At 73.5% G+C, this 19,441-nt stretch carries 17 protein-coding genes; 10 read left to right on the plus strand and 7 right to left on the minus strand.

The window, feature by feature from the left end:
- Positions 1 to 8 precede the first annotated feature (8 nt).
- Genes purU through AW273_RS23300 form a run of 6 tightly spaced genes read right to left on the minus strand, consistent with a single transcriptional unit; the run spans position 9 to position 5,930 of the window.
- Positions 9 to 899: a formyltetrahydrofolate deformylase gene (gene purU / locus AW273_RS23275; protein ID WP_062351780.1), complete on the minus strand. Its 891-nt coding sequence runs from the start codon at positions 897 to 899 to the stop codon at positions 9 to 11.
- Positions 899 to 2,125 (minus strand): methionine adenosyltransferase, encoded by a 1,227-nt coding sequence (gene metK, locus AW273_RS23280; protein WP_062351783.1) that lies wholly within the window; start codon positions 2,123 to 2,125, stop codon positions 899 to 901. The genes purU and metK overlap by 1 nt, the downstream gene beginning before the upstream one ends.
- Complete coding sequence (locus AW273_RS23285) at positions 2,122 to 3,147, minus strand: uroporphyrinogen decarboxylase/cobalamine-independent methonine synthase family protein (RefSeq protein WP_062351791.1); 1,026 nt, start codon at positions 3,145 to 3,147, stop codon at positions 2,122 to 2,124. Before AW273_RS23285 ends, metK begins: the two co-directional genes overlap by 4 nt.
- A 2-nt stretch (positions 3,148 to 3,149) precedes the next feature.
- A complete protein-coding gene (locus AW273_RS23290; RefSeq protein ID WP_157556073.1) occupies positions 3,150 to 4,538 on the minus strand; it encodes a hypothetical protein in 1,389 nt (462 codons plus the stop codon).
- A complete protein-coding gene (locus AW273_RS23295) occupies positions 4,522 to 5,451 on the minus strand; it encodes a methylenetetrahydrofolate reductase (protein ID WP_062351797.1) in 930 nt (309 codons plus the stop codon). Before AW273_RS23295 ends, AW273_RS23290 begins: the two co-directional genes overlap by 17 nt.
- Entirely contained in the window at positions 5,451 to 5,930 is a 480-nt protein-coding gene (locus AW273_RS23300) for a methylenetetrahydrofolate reductase C-terminal domain-containing protein (protein ID WP_157556075.1), read from the minus strand. Before AW273_RS23300 ends, AW273_RS23295 begins: the two co-directional genes overlap by 1 nt.
- Positions 5,931 to 6,050: 120 nt before the next feature.
- On the opposite strand from AW273_RS23300, the gene AW273_RS23305 reads away from it, so the two are divergent.
- Positions 6,051 to 6,911 carry a VOC family protein gene (locus AW273_RS23305; protein WP_062351800.1) on the plus strand — a complete coding sequence of 287 codons (861 nt, stop codon included), beginning with the start codon at positions 6,051 to 6,053 and terminating at the stop codon, positions 6,909 to 6,911.
- On the opposite strand, the gene AW273_RS23310 is transcribed toward AW273_RS23305, so the two are convergent.
- On the minus strand, positions 6,908 to 8,194 hold the full coding sequence (locus tag AW273_RS23310; RefSeq protein WP_062351803.1) for a PucR family transcriptional regulator: 1,287 nt from the start codon (positions 8,192 to 8,194) through the stop codon (positions 6,908 to 6,910). The genes AW273_RS23305 and AW273_RS23310 overlap by 4 nt on opposite strands.
- Positions 8,195 to 8,471: 277 nt before the next feature.
- Between AW273_RS23310 and AW273_RS23315 the strand changes: the two genes are divergently transcribed.
- The 9 genes from AW273_RS23315 (at position 8,472) to AW273_RS23355 (ending at position 19,411) form a co-directional block, all read left to right on the plus strand.
- On the plus strand, positions 8,472 to 9,407 hold the full coding sequence (locus AW273_RS23315) for an ABC transporter permease (RefSeq protein WP_062352116.1): 936 nt from the start codon (positions 8,472 to 8,474) through the stop codon (positions 9,405 to 9,407).
- Entirely contained in the window at positions 9,404 to 10,297 is an 894-nt protein-coding gene (locus AW273_RS23320; RefSeq protein ID WP_062351806.1) for an ABC transporter permease, read from the plus strand. The genes AW273_RS23315 and AW273_RS23320 overlap by 4 nt, the downstream gene beginning before the upstream one ends.
- Entirely contained in the window at positions 10,294 to 11,265 is a 972-nt protein-coding gene (locus AW273_RS23325; RefSeq protein WP_062351809.1) for an ABC transporter ATP-binding protein, read from the plus strand. Before AW273_RS23320 ends, AW273_RS23325 begins: the two co-directional genes overlap by 4 nt.
- Complete coding sequence (locus AW273_RS23330; protein WP_062351812.1) at positions 11,258 to 12,265, plus strand: ABC transporter ATP-binding protein; 1,008 nt, start codon at positions 11,258 to 11,260, stop codon at positions 12,263 to 12,265. The genes AW273_RS23325 and AW273_RS23330 overlap by 8 nt, the downstream gene beginning before the upstream one ends.
- Positions 12,262 to 14,364, plus strand: coding sequence for a CaiB/BaiF CoA-transferase family protein (locus tag AW273_RS23335; RefSeq protein ID WP_062351815.1), 2,103 nt, complete (start codon positions 12,262 to 12,264; stop codon positions 14,362 to 14,364). Before AW273_RS23330 ends, AW273_RS23335 begins: the two co-directional genes overlap by 4 nt.
- A gap of 8 nt (positions 14,365 to 14,372) precedes the next feature.
- Entirely contained in the window at positions 14,373 to 15,593 is a 1,221-nt protein-coding gene (locus AW273_RS23340) for an amidohydrolase family protein (protein WP_062351818.1), read from the plus strand.
- A complete protein-coding gene (locus tag AW273_RS23345; protein ID WP_062351821.1) occupies positions 15,590 to 16,558 on the plus strand; it encodes a peptidyl-alpha-hydroxyglycine alpha-amidating lyase family protein in 969 nt (322 codons plus the stop codon). Before AW273_RS23340 ends, AW273_RS23345 begins: the two co-directional genes overlap by 4 nt.
- Entirely contained in the window at positions 16,555 to 17,754 is a 1,200-nt protein-coding gene (locus AW273_RS23350; RefSeq protein ID WP_062351824.1) for a uroporphyrinogen decarboxylase/cobalamine-independent methonine synthase family protein, read from the plus strand. The genes AW273_RS23345 and AW273_RS23350 overlap by 4 nt, the downstream gene beginning before the upstream one ends.
- A 112-nt stretch (positions 17,755 to 17,866) precedes the next feature.
- A complete protein-coding gene (locus tag AW273_RS23355; protein WP_198168308.1) occupies positions 17,867 to 19,411 on the plus strand; it encodes an ABC transporter substrate-binding protein in 1,545 nt (514 codons plus the stop codon).
- Positions 19,412 to 19,441 lie beyond the last annotated feature (30 nt).

The raw sequence follows: 19,441 nt of genomic DNA on the forward strand, positions 1-19,441 counted from the left end.
ATCTCCTGTCAGAAGACGACGGTCGTGCGGCCGTCGACGAACACCCGGTCGGCGCAGTGCCAGTCGACCGCGCGGGCCAGCACGGCCCGCTCGACGTCGGCGCCGCGCCGGGCCAGGTCGGCCGAGCTGAGGCGGTGGGAGACCCGCACCACGTCCTGCTCGATGATGGGGCCCTCGTCGAGGTCCTCGGTGGCGTAGTGGGCGGTCGCGCCGACCAGCTTCACGCCGCGCTGCTTGGCCCGTTCGTACGGCCCCGCCCCCGCGAACGCCGGCAGGAACGAGTGATGGATGTTGATCACCGGCACGCCCGCGCGCCGGAGGAAGTCCCCCGACAGGATCTGCATGTACCGGGCCAGCACCACCAGTTCGGCCCGGCCCGCGATGGCCGCGAGCTGGGCCCGCTCCGCCTCCGCCCTGGTCTCCCTCGTCACCGGGATGTGCACATAGGGCACCCCGAACCCGGCGACGTCGTGTTCCAGGTCGGGATGGTTGGAGACGACCGTGACCACCTCGATGGGCAGTTCGCCCCGGCGCGCCCGCCACAGCAGGTCGAGCAGGCAGTGGTCGTGCCGGGAGACGAAGATCGCCACCTTCGTCGGCGTCCCGGAGGGCCGGAGCCGGAACTCCGCGCCCAGCGGCCCCGCCACCTCGGCGGCGAACCGCCGCTCCAGCGGGTGCAGCCCCTCCCGCGCGTGCTCCAGGTGGAACTCGACCCGCAGCATGAACCGCTCACCGGTCGAGAACTGGTCCGACTGCAGGATGTCGGCCCCGTTGCGGTGCAGGAACGTGGTGATCAGGGCGACGATGCCGGGCCCGTCGGGGCACGCCACGACCAGGCGGCCGACGTCGTGCGCCACGGCGGCCCGCGCGGGCGGGGTGCTCAGTCCGGTGGCCGCCATCAGACGCCCGACGGCATGGCGTCGGCGGTGAGCCCGGCGGCCACCCGCAGCGCGTCGGCCCGGTCGGTCCGCTCCCACGGCAGGTCGACGTCGGTGCGCCCGAAGTGGCCGTAGGCGGAGGTCGGCCGGTAGATGGGCCGGTGCAGGTCGAGGTGGTGGCGGAAGGCGGCCGGGCGCAGGTCGAAGCACTCCTCGACCAGCCGGTCGATCAGCGCCGGGTCGACCCGCTCGGTGCCGAAGGTCTCCACCAGCAGCGAGACCGGCCTGGCCACCCCGATCGCGTACGCGACCTGGACCTCCGCGCGCCGGGCGAGTCCGGCCGCCACGACGTTCTTGGCGACGTGCCGGGCGGCGTAGGCGGCCGAGCGGTCCACCTTCGAGGGGTCCTTGCCGGAGAACGCGCCGCCGCCGTGCCGGGCGACGCCGCCGTAGGTGTCGATGATGATCTTGCGGCCGGTCAGGCCCGCGTCGCCCACCGGGCCGCCGACGACGAACCGGCCGGTCGGGTTGACCAGCAGGGTGCGGTGGAGCTCCGCGGGGTCGGACAGCTCCTCGGGCAGCACCGGCGCCACCACGTGGCGCCACAGGTCCTCGCGGATGCGGTCGGCGGTGGCCTCCTCGGCGTGCTGGGTGGAGACCAGCACCCGGTCGACCGCCACCGGCACGCCGTCGCGGTAGCGGATCGTCACCTGGGTCTTGCCGTCGGGCCGCAGGTAGCCGAGCAGGCCGGTTCTGCGGACCTCGGCGAGGCGGCGGGCCAGCCGGTGGGCCAGCGTGATCGGGGCCGGCATGAGCTCGGGGGTCTCGTCGCAGGCGTAGCCGAACATCATCCCCTGGTCGCCCGCGCCGACCCGGTCGAAGTCGTCCTCCGCGCGGCCCTCCCGGTGCTCGGCGGCCACGTCGACGCCCCGGGCGATGTCGGGCGACTGCTTGTCGAGGGCCACCAGCACCGCGCAGTGCGCGCCGTCGAAGCCGTACGCGCCGTCGTCGTAGCCGATCTCCGTGACGGTGTCGCGGACGATCCTCGGGTAGTCGAGCGGCTCGGGGGTGGTGATCTCCCCGGCCAGCACGACCATGCCGGTGGTGATCAGCGTCTCGCAGGCCACCCGGGACATCGGGTCGGCCGCGAGCGCGGCGTCGAGGACGGCGTCGGAGATCGCGTCGGCGATCTTGTCGGGGTGCCCCTCGGTCACCGATTCCGAGGTGAACAGGACGTCCTTGCTCATGCGGTCGCTCCTTGAGAGATGAGTTCGTCCCGGACCAGCCGGGCCCCCTCGACCATCGCGGCGAGCTTGGCGCGGGCCACCGCGCCGGTGACGCCGCGCAGGCCGCAGTCGGGGTTGACGAAGAGACGGTCGGCGGGCAGGTGGCGCAGCGCCCGCCGGATGCGGCTGGCCACGAGGGCGGGGGACTCGACCTCCCAGGTCTTCACGTCCACCACGCCCAGCCCGAGGTCGCCGGGCCAGCCGAACTTCTCGATGATGGCCAGGTCGTCGTCGCCCTTGCGGGCGAACTCCAGCACGAGCTGGCCGACCCCGGCCCGCAGGACCTCGGGGAACAGGAAGTCGTAGTGGCCCTCCCACGACGGGCGGGCGTAGCGGTTGCCGTAGCAGACGTGCAGCGCCCACGTGGCCGCCACGCCCTCGGTCACCACGTTGACCGCGTCGACGGCCAGGCCGGCGTGGCGGGGGTGCCCGGCCAGGAACGGCTCGTCGATCTGCAGCAGCGTGGCCCCGGCCGCCGCCAGCGCCCGCGCCTCGGCGTTCAGCACGGCGGCCATCGCCATCACCAGGTCGCGCCGGTCGTGCCCGCCCAGGTCGCGGACCCGGCAGGCCAGCGAGAACGGGCCGGTGAAGGAGAACTTGACCGGCGCGGCCGTGTGGGCGGCGGTGAAGGCGTAGTCGGCGGCCAGGCCCAGCGGCGAGGGCCCCTCGGGGACGGGCAGGGAGGCGACGCGGGCCTCGTGGTAATCGAAGTAGAAGTCCTTGACGGGGTCGGGGATCTCGATGCCCGGCATGCGGGCCAGGGTGTAGTCGACGTCGTTGTCGCGGCGCAGTTCGCCGTCCGAGACGATGTCGATCCCGGCGAGCTCCTGGTCGCGCAGCGCGGCCTTGATCGCCATGTCGTGCACGTCCTGGAGCTGGCCGTCGCTCATCCGGCCCCGGCAGTGGTCGGTCTTGAGCCGCTCCATCCACTCGGGCACGGGGTAGGAGCCGACGACGGTCGTGGGCAGCGGGGGAAGGCTCATGGTCAGTCCCTCGCCTGGGCGGTCATCGTGACGACGTTGTTCCGGAACGGCTCGTAGTGCACGTCGAAGCCGCGACGGCGGCCGATGTGGGCCAGCAGGGGGCCGTTGACCCAGTTGACGACCGAGCCGTCGTACTTGCCGGGGCCGCGGAACATGGTGCGGTAGCCGTCGACGTCGGTGACGAACAGGTCGTGGCAGACCAGCCGGCCGTGCGGGTGGAGCAGGTGCAGGCTGTCGGTGAAACTGGCCACCGCGCCGTTGCTGACGTGCATGCGCACGTCCCGGCCCGACTCCAGCAGCGGGCGCAGCGCCTCCCCGTTGAACCTCGGGGTCACCTGGTAGGCGTCGAGCCCGGCCAGCGGGACGTACCGCTCCTCCAGGCGCACCGCCGACCAGGCCCGCCGCCAGAACGCCACCGCCGCGTCGAGGTCGGGGAAGCGGCCGGGGTCGGCCTCGGCCAGCAGGCGCGGGCCGAGTTTGAGCAGGCGGCGCACCGGGGCCGGGTCCTCCCCGGCCGGCAGGTAGGCCCGTGTCTCCACCAGGTAGGTGCGGTCGCTGAGCTGGGCGACCTCGTCGGTCGGGAGGTTGTCGTACATGTTGGAGACGTAGACGAGGAAGACCTTGTACTTGAGGAAGCCCAGCGAGGTCAGCGGCCGGGTGGCGTCGAGGGCGACCGCGCTGACCCGGCCCGCGTGCTCGGCCACCGCCTGCCCGGCCAGATCGAGCACGTGCCGCGAGTAGTCGCACATGAGGTAGTGCAGCCGCCGGTAGTAGTCGCCGCCGCAGGCGCGGTCGGCGCGGCGGAACTCGTCGAGGAAGACCTTGGCCTGGTTGCCGTTGCCGACGCCCAGCTCCACCACCACCAGCTCGTCGGGCAGCGCGCCCGCGCGGGCCAGGTCGTCCCACGCGCCGAACAGGTCGAGGATCAGGTCGCGGGCGGCGTCGCGGTCGCGGGCGTCGCTCTCGCCGCCGGGCAGCGCCTGCTCGTAGCCGCGCCCGGTCGACTTCTCCCACGCCTCCAGGGCGTTCCAGTAGAGGGCGTTGAAGTCCCACACGCAGCTCCGCGAGCCGGGACCCCAGTCCTCCAGGTAGGCGCGGCCCGCCGTGCCGTCGCGCAGCACCGCCTCGGCCCGTTCGCCCAGCGGCACGTCCCCGGCCCGCCGCACGTCGACCGCCAGCTCCAGCCCCTCCCGGCCGGGCGGCAGGATCGGCCGGGCGTCCACGGGCTCGCGGAAGTTCTCCCGGTACTGCACCCAGTCGCAGACCACCCGCACCCGCGCCAGGTCCCACGGCGAGCGCACCAGCGCGCCCACCACCGGCCCGACGGAGGCGGTCAGGTCGACCGGGGCGGCGGCCCGCAACCGGGCGTGCGGCCTAAAGTCGATCAACATCGGGATCGCCCTTCCTGATCTCGGCCCGGCGCAGCAGGTCGGGCACCTCGTCCTCGTGGCCGAACACCATGAGGTGCGCCCCCCTCACGCCGGGCGTCGCGGCCAGCTCGCGCAGCGTCTCCTCGCAGATGGCCAGGCCCTCCTCCTCGACGCGGCGTTCCGGCACCCCGCGCAGCCGCCGCGCCACCTCGTCGGGCACGTGCACGCCGGGCACCCCCGTGCTCAGGAACGCCAGCATGCGCAGCGACCGGATCGGCCCCACCCCGGCGAGCACCGCGCACCGTTCGGTCACGCCCTCGTCGCGGAGCATCGCGGTCCAGCGGGCGAAGGCGGGCAGGTCGAAGACGTACTGGGTCTGCGCGAACTCCGCGCCCGCCGCGGCCTTCTTCGCCAGCCGCCGCGCCCGCGCGGCCGTCGGCGGGGCGAAGGGGTTCTCCACCGTCCCGATCAGCCACGACGGCCGGCGGCCGAGCGGCCTGCCGGACAGCAGCACGCCCTCGTCCCGCATCCGGCGCGCCGTCCAGACGAGCTGCACGCCGTCGAGGTCGAAGACCGGTTTCGCCTCCGGGTGGTCGCCGAGCGAGGGGTGGTCGCCGGTCAGCAGCAGCACGTTCGGGACCCCGAGCGCGGCGGCCCCGATCAGGTCCGACTGGAGCGCGATGCGGTTGCGGTCGCGGCAGGTGAGCTGCATGACGGGCTCCACGCCCGCCGCGCGCAGCAGCACGCTCGCGGCCAGGCTCGACATGCGCGCGTTCGCGCCCTGGTTGTCGGTGACGTTGGCGGCGTCCACCCAGCCGCGCAGCGCCTTCGCCCGGCGGGTGATCGCGTCGGGGTCGGCGTCGCGGGGCGGCCCCACCTCGGCGGTCACCACGAACCGCCCGCCGTCGGCGAGCGCGGCGCGCAGCCCGCTCATCAGCCGTCGCCCAGGGCCGTCGTCAGGCCCTCGTCGCGGCCCTGCCAGTAGTTCAGCCAGGAGCTGCGGCTCCACTCGCGGTTGTCCGCCGGACGCTGGAGCAGGTCGAGGTCGCCGCCTCGGCCGGCCGAACCGGCCCGTTCGGCGGCCGTCACCCAGACGCAGCGCAGCGAGCGGTCGACCTCGCAGGAGCCGTCGGCCGACACACCGCCGCACGGCCCGTTGCGCAGTTGCTTGGGGCAGGTCATCGGGCACGCGTAGCCGGTCACGGGCAGCGCGCACTGGCCGCACATGCGGCAGCCGAACAGCCGTTCCTTCACGGCCCGCTCGCCGGAGGTGAACCAGCGCGCCAGCCGGGGCCGGCCCTCCACGAAGGCGGCCAGCCGCCGGTAGAAGGGGTTGGGGGCCAGGCCGGCGTGCAGCGTGTACGCGAGCCGGGCCGAGATCCTCGGCCGGAAGGGCCTGGGCTCGTTGACCATCAATAGCTCCTCAGGTCGCCGTTCCCCACACGGTCGCAAAACGGGCACACGCCGGTCTTCGGGCGCGGTCGCAGGATTCCGGCCAGCGAGTTTGTGCCGCACGACAGTTAGGGTGGCGGCGTGCGCACTCTGGGATACGTCGGGGCGCAGTCGCCCAACGCCGCCGACTGGCTGGACGTCGGGCCGCGGATCTTCGGGTTCGAGGCGTACGAGACGGCCGGCACGGTCCGGGTGCGCTGGTGCGACCGCTCCCACCGGCTGGCGATCCACCCCGGCGGCCCCGACCGGCTGCTCTACCTGGGCTGGGACCTCGGCGACGACGCCTCACTGGCCGAGGCGGTGGCGCGGGTCGAGAGCGCCGGGTTCACCGTCGAACGGGGCGCCGCCGCGCTGGCGGCCGAGCGGTCGGTCCGGGAACTCGTCCACTTCGACGACACCTTCGGGCTGCGGCACGAACTGTTCGTCGGCCAGGAGGGGCGGCCCCAGCCCTACCGGGGGTCGCGGGCGGTGACCGGCGACCTCGGGCTCGGGTTCGTCGCCCTGCGGGTGCCCGACCTGCAGCGCGGGCTCGACTTCTACCGCGACGTCATGGGCATGCGGGTGTCCGACGCGATCAACCTCGGGCCGCGCCACGGTGAGATGTGGTTCCTGCGCTGCAACCGGCGGCACCACAGCGTGGCCCTGCTGGAGGGCGGGGAGACGCTCCGGCTCGAACACCTCATGATCGAGACCGCGCTGATCGAGGAGGTCGAGAACGCCTGGGACCTGGCCGAACGCGAGATGGAGGCGTTCGTCAGCCCCGGCCGCCGCCTGTCGGACAACATGTTCCTGTTCCGGGTGGCCACCTCGACCGGGTTCGACGTCTGCTACGGCTGGGGCGCGACCCCGGTCGACGACGCGTGGATCCCGCGCTACCTCGACTCCTCCCGCACGGGCGGGCTCGTCTACTCGGCGGCGGCCGTGGTGACCGCGCGTCCCTAGCCCGGGATCTCCCCGAGGGTCTCCAGGATCTCCAGGGCGACCTGGGCGGCCAGCCGGTCGCGGTAGTTCTCCAGGTCCAGGCCGGTGATCTCCTCCACCCGCTTGATGCGGTAGGTGATGGTGTTGGGGTGGACGTGCAGCAGCTCGGCCGCCCGGCGCAGGCTGTTGTTCTCCTGGAAGTAGCACCTCAGCGTGCCGACGTACTTGGAGTGGCGTTCGCGCTCGTGGCGCAGCAGCGGGCCGAGGATGTCGGTGGCGAACTCGCGCAGCGCCTCCGGGTCGGGCACCTGGAGCAGCAGGCGGCTGATGCCGAGCGAGTCGAAGGCCACCACCGCGCCGCGCCGGCCGAGCCGCCGGATCGCCTCGTTGGTGCGGCGGGCCTCCTCGTACGAGCGCGCGATGTGGCCGGGCTCGCGGAACCGGCCGCCGATGCCGACCGACACCGCGACGTCGGGGAACAGCGCGCCCAGCCGCTGCACGCAGACCGCGCCGACCTGCTCGGCCGGTTCCCGCATCACCACGACGACCTCGCCCGGCCGCACGACCGTGATGGCGTCGGGGGCCTGCGCGGTGAACAGGCGCGCGGTGGCCGCGCAGGCGTGCTCGGCCAGCAGCCGGGCCCGTTCCGACCCGCCGGGCGGCGGCTCGACCAGCACCGACAGGACCCGGTGCTCGCGGTCGTCGTCGAAGCCCAGGTGGTGGGCCCAGCGCACGACCTCCTCGTTGTCGCGGGCCGAGCCCGACAGCAGGCCCTCCATCAGGTCGTCGCGCACCTGGCTGCCCGCCGTGGAGATGACGCGGTCGCGGGCCAGCACCACGCCGGAGATCGTGGCCGCGTGTTCGGCGATCATCAGGTGGAGCTCCTCGGCCTGGCCCGCCGGGTCGTCCATGAGCGAGACGAGGTAGGCGGGGGCGGTGTCGCCGATCAGGATCGGCGCCACGATCACGATCGAGCCCTTGGCCGGGCCGGGCACCCGCATCGCGCGCCGGGTCCGGCCCGCCATCGCCAGCGTGTGCGCCAGCCGGGGGTGGATGAGGTGGTCGTGGACGTACTGGACGGCGTCCGGGCCGCTCACGCCGGGGGAGGCGGCGGCCAGGATGCCGATCTTCTGGCTGATGACCGCGACGGTGACGCCGGTGCGGCGGGCGACGAGTTCGGCCACGGCGCCGATGTCGGCGTCCTGCATGGCCAGGCCGGACAGGTGGCGGTAGGTCTCGACCAGGTCGCGGAGGGTGCGGTTCTCCTGACTGATCTGGCCGATGGGGGTGACGGGTTCGGCCACGGCGGTTCCTCGGGTTTTCCATGTGCTGCGAACCAGAGAACCGTAGAGGTTCCTGGGGTGGAACCTGAAGTCCCCGGTTCCCCGGCGGGGCTATACACGCCTGATGACCTGGCGGAACGCCGGGCTTCGTAACACTCCCGACTCCGCCGATTTACGCCGTGGTAGCCCCTTGACGCGAACTTACCCGCAGGGCAGCATGGCGTAACAAATATCAAACGTTTTGTCCAATTATCGGACAAAGCCTGGTACGCGGCGGGAGGTGGCGGTGGGCATCCGCATGATCATCCGTCGGCTCGGTGGCGGCCTGCTGGTCCTGTGGCTGGTGTCGATCCTCACGTTCCTGCTGGTCCACCTGATTCCGGGTGACCCGGCCGAGGCGGTCGCGGGTGAGAACGCGACCGCCGCGGACGTCGAGCGCATCCGCGCCGAACTCGGCCTGGACCGGCCCGTCCTGGAGCAGTACGTCACGTGGTTCACGGGCGTGCTGCGCGGCGACCTCGGCCGCTCGCTCTTCACCGACAAGACGGTGGTCGACTCGATCGCCGGCAGTGCCCCGCCGACCCTCGTCATCACGCTGATGGCGATCGTCGTCGCGGTGCTGGTGGGGGTGAGCGCCGGGATCGTGGCGGGGCTGACCCGGGGGAGCAGGGTCGACCGCGCGGTGTCCGCGCTGGCCACGCTCGGCATCGCGATGCCGAGCTTCTGGCTGGCGATGGTGCTGGTGTCGGTGTTCTCGCTCACCAACCCCTGGCTCCCGGCCACCGGGTACGCCGAACTCTCCGAGGGCTTCGGCACCTGGTTGTCCCACATCGTGCTGCCGTCGACCGCGCTCGGCCTGGCCACCGCGGCCGAACTGGCCCGGCACACGCGCGGATGCGTGGCCGACGTGCTGACGCGGCCCTATATAAGGACGGCGCGCGCGAGGGGCGCCTCGGGCGGCTGGCTGGTGCGGCGGCACATCCTGCGCAACGCCGCCATCCCCGTGGTGACCGTGCTCGGCCTGCAGGCCGGCCGGCTGCTCGGGGGCGCGATCGTCATCGAGGCCGTGTTCGGCATCTCCGGCCTCGGCACCCTGGCCGTCAACGCGGTGCTGCAGCGCAACTACCCGATCATCCAGGGATACGTGCTGCTCTGCGCCGTCGTCGTCGTCCTGCTCAACCTCATCGTCGACCTCGCCTACGGCTGGATCAACCCGAAGGTGCGCACGGCATGACCCTCGTCACCAGGCGCGCGAGCGCCCCCAAGATCCCCGGACCGGCCCGGACCTCCCCGGGCCGCAGGGTGCTGCGCGGTGTGCTGCGCCGCCCCGCCGTCGCCACGGCGGCCGGATTCCTGCTGCTGCTGATCGTGCTGGCGGTGGCCGGTCCGCTCATCTCCCCGCACGACCCCGACACGCAGGATCTCGGCAACCGCTTCGCCGGGCTGAGCTGGACCCACCTGCTCGGCACCGACGAGTTCGGCCGCGACGTCGCCAGCCGCGTCATCCAGGCCGCCCGCATCGCGCTGGCCGCGCCGCTCATCTCGGTGGGCGTGGCCGTGCTCATCGGGCTGCCGCTCGGATTGTGGGCGGGACTGCGCAAGGGCCTGGTCGACGCGGTCGCCGGTCGGCTGGCCGACACCGTGCTCAGCCTGCCCGCCATGGTGGGCGCGCTGGCCATCCTCGCGGTGCTCGGTCCCGGCCTGGTCAACGCGATGATCGCGATCGGCATCATCTTCGCGCCCGGCCTGTTCCGGGTGGTGCGCGGCGCGACGCTGGCGGTCGCGGAGGAGACGTTCGTCGACTCGGCGGTGGCGATCGGCTCGCCGACCCGGCGCACCCTGTGGGTGCACATCCTGCCCAACATCGCGGCCCCGCTGCTGGTCCAGGTGACCATCCTCATGGGCGTCGCGCTGCTGGCCGAGGCCAGCCTGAGCTTCATCGGGCTCGGCGTGCAGCCGCCGGAGGCGAGCTGGGGGTCGATGCTCAAGGCCGCCTACACCAACCAGTTCGACGCGCCCTTCTCGGTGGTTCCGCCCGGGGTCGCGATGGTCCTGACCGTGCTGGCCTTCAACACCATCGGTGACGCGATCCGCGACGCGGTCGGCCTGAGGAGGGGCAGATGACGTTGTTGTCCGTGGAAGGGCTGACCATCGACCTGCCGGGCACGCAGCCCGGTCTCGTCGAGGACGTGACCTTCGAGGTGAACGAGGGCCGCTGCACCGCCCTCATCGGCGAGTCGGGCTGCGGCAAGTCGCTGACGTCGCTGGCCGTCCTCGGCCTGCTGCCGCCGTCGGTGCGGGTCTCGGCCGGCGCCGTCGTGTTCGACGGGGTCGACCTGCTCACCTGCTCCCCGCGCCAATTACGCAAGATCCGCGGCGGCCCGGTCGGCATGGTGTTCCAGGAGCCGATGAGCAGCCTCAACCCGAGCATGACCGTGGGCGACCAGATCGCCGAGGCCCGCCGCCTGCACCTGGGCGAAGGCCGCAAGGTCGCGCTCGCGCGGGCGAAGGACCTGCTCGACCGGGTCGGCATCCCCAACGCGGCCCGGCGGCTGGCGGCCTACCCCCACGAGATGAGCGGCGGCATGCAGCAGCGTGTCATGATCGCCGCGGCCATCGCCTGCGACCCCCGGCTGATCATCGCCGACGAGCCCACCACCGCGCTCGACGTCACCATCCAGGCCGAGATCCTCTCCCTGCTGCGCGACCTGCAGCGCGACCTCGGGCTCGCGGTGCTGCTGGTCACCCACGACCTGGGCGTGGTCGCCGACTTCTGCGACGACGTCGTGGTCATGTACGCCGGCCACATCGCCGAACGCACCGGCGTCGACGACCTGTTCTACCGGCCCGCGCACCCCTACTCCGCCGCCCTGCTGGCCGCCGTGCCGCAGGCCGGGCAGTCGCGCTCCCGCCTGACGGTGATCCCGGGCCGGGTGCCCACGGCCGGGGCGTTCCCGCCGGGCTGCCGGTTCGGGCCACGCTGCGCCCACTTCACCGCGCCGGAGTGCGCGCGGCCGCAACCCCACGGGCGCACCCGCTGCGGCCGGGTCGCCTCGGGAGACCTGGTGCTGGAAGGGGCGCTCCATGGCTGACGACCGTGTCGTGCTGCGGGTCAGCGGGCTGACCAAGTCGTTCCCGGTACGCCGCGGCGCCTTCGGCCGCGCGCTGGAGAGCGTGCGCGCCGTCGACGGCGTGGACCTGGAGGTGCGCGCCGGGACCACCGTCGGCATCGTCGGCGAGTCGGGCTCCGGCAAGACCACGGTCGGCCGCCTGATGGCCCGGCTGCTCACCCCCGACCGGGGCACCGTCGAGGTCGAGGGCCGCGACGTCAGCCGCGCCAGGGGCGCCGAGCTCAAGGCCGTGCGCGCCCGGCTGCAGGTGGTCTTCCAGGACCCGTACGGCGCGCTCGACCCGACCAAGACGGTCGCGCACGCCGTCGCCGAACCGCTGCTGGTGCACGGCCGGATCAGGCGCGGCGAGATGCGCGAGCACGCCGCCGCGCTGCTGGCCCGGGTGGCGCTCGACCCCGCCTTCGCCGACCGCTACCCCGACGAGTTGTCCGGCGGCCAGCGGCAGCGGGTGTGCATCGCCCGCGCGCTGGCGTTGTCGCCGAGCGTGCTGGTGGCCGACGAGCCGACCTCCGCGCTCGACCTGTCGACCCGGTCGGAGATCCTCAACCTGCTGCTGTCCATCCAGGAGGAGACCGGCCAGGCGCTGGTGCTGGTCTCGCACGACTTCGCCACCGTCCGGCACCTGTCGCACCGGATCGCGGTCATGTACCTGGGGCGCATCGTGGAGGAGGGCCCCGCGGAGCGGATCGCGGAGAGCCCGCGCCATCCGTACACCGAGGCGCTGCTGTCGGCGGTGCCGCTGCCCGACCCGCGCGCCCAGCGCGCCCGCGAGCGCATCGAGCTGGGCGGTGACCTGCCCGACCCGGCCGACCCGCCCTCCGGGTGCCGTTTCCACACCCGCTGCCCGGTGGTGATGGACGTGTGCCGCACCGAGGACCCGGAGCTGCTGGCCGTGGAGCGGGGGCACCGGGTGGCCTGCCTGCGCCACCAGCCGGCCCCGGCGAAGGAGAAGGTGCGATGACCGTGCTCTCGGGGGTCAGGGTGGTCGACTTCGGCCATCACGTGGCCGGGCCGCTGCTGGCCCTGATGCTGGCCGACCAGGGCGCCGACGTCGTCCGGGTGGACCGTCCCGGCGTCGCGCCCGGCCGCCACGACGCCGTGCTCAACCGCGGCAAACGCCGCATCACGCTCGACCTGAAGCGCGACCTCGACACGGCCCTCGCGCTGGTGGCGCGGGCCGACGTGGTCGTGGAGAACTTCCGGCCGGGGGTGATGGACCGGCTCGGGCTGGGTGCGGCGCGGCTCCGGGCCGCCCACCCCCGGCTGGTCTACTGCTCGCTGCCGGGCTTCGCCGCCGCCGATCCCCGCGCGGGCCTGCCGGCCTGGGAGGGCGTCGTCGCGGCGGCCACCGGCAACTGCCGGGTCCGCGCCGGCTACCTGCCCGAGGGGCGGGACCCCGACAGCCCCGTGTACGCCGCCCTCCCGGTCGCCTCCAACTTCGCCGCCTTCTGCGGCGCCTTCGCCGTGGTGGCCGCGCTGACCGAACGGCACCGGACCGGGCGCGGCGACCGGATCGAGGTGCCGCTGTTCCACGCGATGTTCGAGGCCGTCGGCGGCTCCGGCGCCTACCCGGTGGAGCGCGGCCTGCTGCCCGAGCGGGCCATCCGCGCCAACGGCAGCGGCACCTACCGCTGCGCCGACGGCCGCTGGGTGCAGTTCAACCCGATCGGCGCGACCCCGCGCTTCCGCACCTGGTTCCTCGACGCCGCCGGAGCGCCGGAGGCCGACGACCTCACCGGGCTGTTCCTGACCAGGACCGCCCAGGAGTGGGAGGACCTCGCGCACGACGCCGGGGTGCCGCTCGCCATGGTGCGCACCGCGGCGGAGTGGCGGGAGAGCACGCACGCCCGGGAGTCGGGCGAGGTCGCGGTGGTCGACGACCCGCTGCTCGGCCCGACGGCGGTGCCCGGCCCCGCGGTGTGGTCGTCACGCGGCCCGGCGGCGCGACCACACCCGCGCAGCCTGCCGGACGGCGACCGCGCGGAGATCCTGGCCGAACTCGGCGCCGACGTCCCGGAGAGCACGCCCACCGGCGACCCCCGGCCGCCCTACGCGGGCCTGAACGTGCTCGATCTCACCCAGATCCTGGCCGGGCCGACCGCCGGGCGGGTGCTCGCGGAGTTCGGGGCCGAGGTCACCAAGGTCAACTCGCCGCAGCGGCGCGTCGGCGCGCACGGCTTCGTCAACCGGGGCAAGCGCACCGTGCTCCTGGACGTGAAGTCGGCCGCCGGGCAGCAGGTGCTCTGGAAGCTGATCGAGCGGGCCGACGTGCTCACCCACAACTTCCCCGGCCGCACCGCCGAGAGCTACGGGCTCGGCTACCACCACGTGCGGGCCCGCCGCCCGGACATCGTCTACGTCTCGGTCGGCTGCTACGGCCGGGGCGGCCCCTGGTCGGAGCGCCGGGGCTACGAGACCCAGGGGCAGGCCGCCACCGGCATCATGGCGCTGACCGGCGGCGACGGCCCTCCGGCCGTGTTCGGGCCCTACAACGTGCTCGACTACGGCACCGGCCTGCTGGCGGCCTTCGCCGCCGCGCTCGGCCTCCACCACCGCGCCGTCACCGGCGAGGGGCAACACGTCCACGCCTCGCTCACCCAGACCGGCCTGCTCCAGCAGGCGGGCGTGCTCACCGCGAGCGAGCGGCAGCGCTACCACCGCGCCGCCGACGGATGGTTCTTCCTCGGCGTGCGCGACGACCGGCCGCCGCCCGTCGTCGACCCCGAGGAGACCGTCGAGGCCTGCGTGCGGAAGCTGGTCGCCGACGGCCACGGCGCGCACGCCGTCGTGCGGCTCGCCGACCTGATGACCGATCCGCTGCCCCGCTCGCTGGGGCTGACCGTCGCCCAGACCTCCGAAGAGGTCGGCGAGGTCGTGATGCCCGGCATCGCGATCACCGCCGAGGGCAACCCGCCCCGCCTGGGCGCGCCGGTCAGGCGGCCCGGCGCGGACGCCCGCGCCGTATTGGCCGATCTCGGGCTCGCCGCCGAGGCCGACACGCTGGCCGGGGCGTGGGCCGTGCAACTCGACCGCCTTCCCTCCGGCTGGGACCACTTCTGAGGAGAACGATGGAGTACGACCTGCTGGTCCGGGGCCACGTCCTGGACCCGGGCCAGGGCCTCGACGGCCCCATGGACGTCGCCGTCACCGGCGGACGCGTCACCGCCGTGGCCCCGCGACTGGACGCCGCCCGCGCCCGCCGGGTGATCGACGCGACGGCCCCGGGCCGGCACGTCGTCCCGGGCCTGATCGACCTGCACACCCACGTCGCGCACGGCGCGATCACCCCCGGCGTCGGCATGGAGGGCTGCGACCCCGACGACATCGGGGTGCGGGCGGGCGTGACCACGGTCGTGGACGCCGGCTCGGTCGGCGTGGCCAACATCGGCGTCTTCGGCGCCTTCATCCAGCCCCGCGCCCGCACCCGCGTCGTGCCGTTCCTCAACGTCGGCAGCCACGCGCACACGATGCCGAGCATGGTCGACGTCCACGACCTGGCCGAGATCGACCGCGCGGCCATCGCCCGCTGCGTCGCCGCCAACCCCGGGCTGGTCAGGGGCGTCAAGTTGCGGCTGGTCGGCCCGCTGGTGGCCGAACGCGGCAAGGAGGTCGTCGCCGCCGCCAAGGACGTGGCGCGCGAGCACGGCGTGCCGCTGATGGTGCACATCGGCGACCTGTCGGCGCACCGGCGGCCCGAACCCGAACGCCTCACCCCGGTCACCCGCTTCGCCGTCGACCAGCTCGACCCCGGCGACATCCTCACCCACCTGTGCACGCCCAACCCGGGCGGCGCCACCGACATGGACGCCGCCCTGATCGAGGCCCGCGAGCGCGGCGTGATCCTCGACGCCGCACTCGGCCGGGGCAACTTCGGCCACCGCGTGGCCCGCGAGCAGCGCGAACGCGGCCTTCCGCCGGACACCGTCAGCAGCGACCTCACCCTCGCCGGGCAGGGTTTCCACTCGCTGGTCGAGTGCATGGCCAAGTTCCTGGCCGTCGGCTACGACCTCCCCGACGTCGTGCGCATGACGACGGCCAACGCCGCCCGCGCCCTCGGCATGGGCGAGGAGCTGGGCGCGATCGCCCCGGGCCGCGCGGCCGACCTGACCATCCTCGACGTCGTCGCGGGCGACTTCGCCTTCGTCGACACCGCCCGCGAGACCTTCCACGGGACGCGGGCGCTGGCGCCCGTGCACACCGTCAAGGGCGGAGAACTGTTCGCCCCCGGCTGGGGCGCCCACCCGTGGGGCTGGTTGCCCGCCCGCCGCGGTCACGAGGTCGCGCCGTGAGACGCGCCGACGCCTCCTGGGCCAGGACGCCCGAGGGCGTCACCCACCGCGACGTCACCGACGTGGCGATCGGGCCCGGCGACCAGGTCTTCCTGTTCACCCGCTTCGACCACCAGGTTCTCGTGTACGAACCCGACGGCGCCTTCGTGCGCGCGTGGGGCCGGGGGGTCTTCACGCTCCCGCACGCCCTGACCGTCGGCCCCGACGGCTCGGTCTACTGCGTCGACGCGGGCGACCACAGCGTGCGCCGCTTCACCCCCGAAGGCGAGCTGCTCCAGACCATCGGCACCCCGGGCGAGCCCTCCGACACCGGCTACACCTCCGAGGGCCCCACCCGCGTCCACCGGGTCGAGCGGGTGCGCCGCCCGGCCGGGCCGTTCAACCGCTGCACCGACCTGGCCGTCGGCCCGGACGGCGACCTCTACGTCAGCGACGGCTACGGCAACTGCCGCGTCCACCGCTTCTCGCCGGACGGCGAACTACGCCACTCCTGGGGCGCGGCCGGCACCGGGCCCGGCGAGTTCCACCTCCCGCACGGCCTCGACGTCACCCCCGACGGCCGGGTCCTGGTCGCCGACCGGGAGAACGACCGCGTCCAGGTCTTCGACGCCGACGGCCGCTTCCTGACGGCCTGGACCGACGTCCGGCGGCCGTGCGCCCTGACCACCGCCCCGGACGGCGCCGTCTACGTCGCCGAACTCTGGCGGCCCAAGGGCACCCGCTCCTTCGTCCGCGGCGAGGCCGCCGAAGACCAGCCGGGACGGGTGACCGTGCTCGACCCGGACGGCCGGGTGCTCGACCGGTGGGACGGCGCCGGCGAGTTCATCGCCCCGCACGGCATCGCGCGGGACTCGCGCGGCGACGTGTACGTCGCCGAGGTGACCTACAGCTTCGCCGTCCGGCCGGGTCTGGCCGACCCGTCGTGCGGCGGCCACCAACTCCAGAAATTCGAGGGGATCGGATGAGACGCGACGACCGGCGGATTCTCACCACGCACGGCGGCAACCTGCCCCGCCCTGCCGACCTGGACACGCTCATCGCCGACGGGCGCCGGGAGGAGGTGCTGGCCCGGCTGCCCTCGGCGGTCGGCGAGGTCGTGGACCTCCAGATCGCCTGCGGCCTCGACACCGTCAACGACGGCGAGTACGTCAAGGCCGCCAACATGTCCGGCTACAGCGGCTACATCCACGCGCGGGTGACCGGCTGGGAGACCCTGCCGATCGACCCGGCCGTGCCGCCGAAGCGCGAGTACGTCGCCGCCCGCGACCGCGACGAGTTCCCCGGCACCTACGCCTCGGGCCTGTGGCTGGCCGGCTCCGGCGGCCCGGTCCGCCCGGGATTCTCCACCCCGGGCGCGGCCCCGAAGATGCCCGCCGTCGAGCGGGTCTGCACCGCGCCGATCACCTACGTCGGCCACGACGCCATCGCCGCCGACGTCGACGCCCTCAGGACGGCCCTCGTGGGCCGCGAGGCGGACGGCTTCGTCGCCGCGCTCGGCCCGCTCAGCCTCGGCGCGGGCGCGCGCAACGTGTTCTACGCGAGCGAGGAGGACTACATGTTCGCCGTCGCGGAGGCCCTCCGCGAGGAGTACAAGGCGATCACCGACGCCGGTCTGGTGCTCCAGATCGACGAACCCGAGTTCGCCACCACCTGGCAGTTCCACCCCACCTGGGACGTCGCCGACCTGCGGCGCTACCTGGAGTCCGCGGTCGAGGTGATCAACCACGCCATCGCCGGCCTGCCGCCGGAGCAGATCCGCATGCACACCTGTTGGGGCAGCGGCCACCGCCCGCACACCCAGGACATCGGCCTGCGCCACATCGCCGACCTGCTCGTGAAGGTCAACGCCTCGGCGTACGCGATCGAGGCGGGGAACGTCCGGCACGCCCACGAGTGGCGGGTGTGGGAGGACGTGAAGCTGCCCGACGGCAAGATCCTCATCCCCGGCGTGGTCAGCCACGCCACCGACCTGGTCGAACACCCCGAGCTGGTGGCCGAGCGGCTGGTCAACTTCGCCTCGGTGGTCGGCCGGGAGAACCTGCACGCCGGCACCGACTGCGGGATCGGCTCGCGGGTCGGCCACGAGGAGATCGTCTGGGCGAAGCTGCGTGCTCTCGCCGACGGCGCGGCCATCGCCTCGGAGCGGCTGGCCGGCAAGTAGACGTCCGGCGGGCCCGCCCGCCGGCCGAGAAAAGACAAGCAAGCGGATCCGTGCCGACGCGTCGGGGACGAGCCGGAAGCACCGCGACATCCGAAAGATGGAGGCAAGGGCCGTGAAACGAACATCAGTCACATCGGCCGGTGCGATCCTCGCCATCGTGCTCGTCCTCACCGCCTGCGGCGGCACGGACGCGAACGGCGGCGGGAACGCCCAGGGGACCTCGGCGGGATTCGACCGGAACGCCGTCCTGCGGTGGGCCGTGCCGGGCATGCCGACCTCCTTCGACCCCCGCAAGTCGGCCCCGCTCGACCCGGTCTTCCTGGACGTCGTCTACGAGAGCCTGGTCAACCGCACCCCGGCCGGGGAACTCGTGCCGGGCCTGGCCACCGAGTGGAAACTGGGCGACGACAACACCACGATCACCTTCACGCTGCGTCCCGGCGTGAAGTTCCACAACGGCGAGGCGTTCGACGGGGCGGCCGTGAAGGCCAACCTGGAGGCCTTCAAGAAGGAGGGCGCGCTCGCGGGCACACTCGCCGGCCTCGACAAGGTCGACGTGCTCGCCCCCGACCAGGTCAGGCTCACCTTCGCCGAGCCGTCGGGCTACATGATCAACGTGCTGGCCGGAGAGGCCGGCATCGTGGTCGCGCCGAGCGCGCTCGGCGACCCGGGCCTGACCGGCAAGCCGGTCGGCACCGGCCCGTTCCAGCTCGACGTCCTCGGCGAGGGCAAGGTCACCTTCAAACGGTTCGACGGCTACTGGGACGCGGGCCGCATCACCCTCGGCGGCATCGAGATGGCCGTCTACTCCGACGAGTCGACGCGGCTGCGCGCCGTCAAGTCGGGCCAGGCCGACGGCACGTCCATCACCCCGAGCCAGATCAAGGAGTCGGAGGCGGCCGGCCTGACCGTCATCAAGGGCGCCAACACCACGTTCAACGGCATCCTGATCAACACCAGCTCGGGCAAGCTCACCGACCCCAAGGTGCGCGAGGCGATGCTGTACGCCATCGACCGCGCCTCCATCAGCAAGAACCTCTACGCCGGGGTGTGCACACCCGCCGTGCAGCCGCTCCAGCAGGGCTTCTGGGCGAACGTGCCCGAGCTGAACGACGTCACCCGCTTCTACGACACCGCCAAGGCCAGGCAGTTGCTGACCGAGGCGGGCTACCCCGACGGCTTCGACATGCAACTGGAGGTGGGCCCGAACACGTCGTACCAGACCCTGGCCCAGGCCCTCCAGGCGCAGCTCCAGCAGGTCGGCATCCGCGTCACCATCAAGGTGCTGGAGTTCCAGCAGATGGTGAACGCCCGCCGCACCGGCAACTTCACCGCCACCGTCTCCCTGCTCCAGGCCGGACGGCCCGACCCCAGCCAGTTCGTCGCCGACTTCTACCTGAAGGGCGGCCTCTACAACCCCGGCGGCTTCGAACTGCCGGGCGGCGCCGACCTGCTCGCCGAGTCGCGCGTCAGCGCCGACGTCGCCGAACGCGCCGCCCCCCTCCAGGAGATCTTCAAGCAGGTCCTGGAGGCCGGCCCGCCGGTCGTGCCGGTCTGCGGCATCACCTACGTCGCCGCGTTCCGCAAGGGCGTGACCGGCATGGAGGTGCCCGTCACCGGCGACTACGACTTCGCCCCCATCAAGATCACCTCATGACCCCGGCGGGGGCGGGCACGGGCCCGCCCC

The sequence above is a fragment of the Herbidospora yilanensis genome (assembly GCF_001570565.1).
GTDB lineage: Bacteria > Actinomycetota > Actinomycetes > Streptosporangiales > Streptosporangiaceae > Herbidospora > Herbidospora yilanensis.

Excerpts from the sequence above, each read along its gene's own strand:
- AW273_RS23295 (WP_062351797.1), bottom strand. The coding sequence starts at position 5,451 with ATGAGCGGGCTGCGCGCCGCGCTCGCCGACGGCGGGCGGTTCGTGGTG.
- AW273_RS23315 (WP_062352116.1), top strand. The coding sequence starts at position 8,472 with ATGATCATCCGTCGGCTCGGTGGCGGCCTGCTGGTCCTGTGGCTGGTG.
- AW273_RS23300 (WP_157556075.1), bottom strand. The coding sequence starts at position 5,930 with ATGGTCAACGAGCCCAGGCCCTTCCGGCCGAGGATCTCGGCCCGGCTC.
- AW273_RS23320 (WP_062351806.1), top strand. The coding sequence starts at position 9,404 with ATGACCCTCGTCACCAGGCGCGCGAGCGCCCCCAAGATCCCCGGACCG.
- AW273_RS23325 (WP_062351809.1), top strand. The coding sequence starts at position 10,294 with ATGACGTTGTTGTCCGTGGAAGGGCTGACCATCGACCTGCCGGGCACG.
- AW273_RS23340 (WP_062351818.1), top strand. The coding sequence starts at position 14,373 with ATGGAGTACGACCTGCTGGTCCGGGGCCACGTCCTGGACCCGGGCCAG.
- metK (WP_062351783.1), bottom strand. The coding sequence starts at position 2,125 with ATGAGCAAGGACGTCCTGTTCACCTCGGAATCGGTGACCGAGGGGCAC.
- AW273_RS23290 (WP_157556073.1), bottom strand. The coding sequence starts at position 4,538 with ATGTTGATCGACTTTAGGCCGCACGCCCGGTTGCGGGCCGCCGCCCCG.
- AW273_RS23285 (WP_062351791.1), bottom strand. The coding sequence starts at position 3,147 with ATGAGCCTTCCCCCGCTGCCCACGACCGTCGTCGGCTCCTACCCCGTG.
- AW273_RS23350 (WP_062351824.1), top strand. The coding sequence starts at position 16,555 with ATGAGACGCGACGACCGGCGGATTCTCACCACGCACGGCGGCAACCTG.
- AW273_RS23330 (WP_062351812.1), top strand. The coding sequence starts at position 11,258 with ATGGCTGACGACCGTGTCGTGCTGCGGGTCAGCGGGCTGACCAAGTCG.
- AW273_RS23335 (WP_062351815.1), top strand. The coding sequence starts at position 12,262 with ATGACCGTGCTCTCGGGGGTCAGGGTGGTCGACTTCGGCCATCACGTG.
- purU (WP_062351780.1), bottom strand. The coding sequence starts at position 899 with ATGGCGGCCACCGGACTGAGCACCCCGCCCGCGCGGGCCGCCGTGGCG.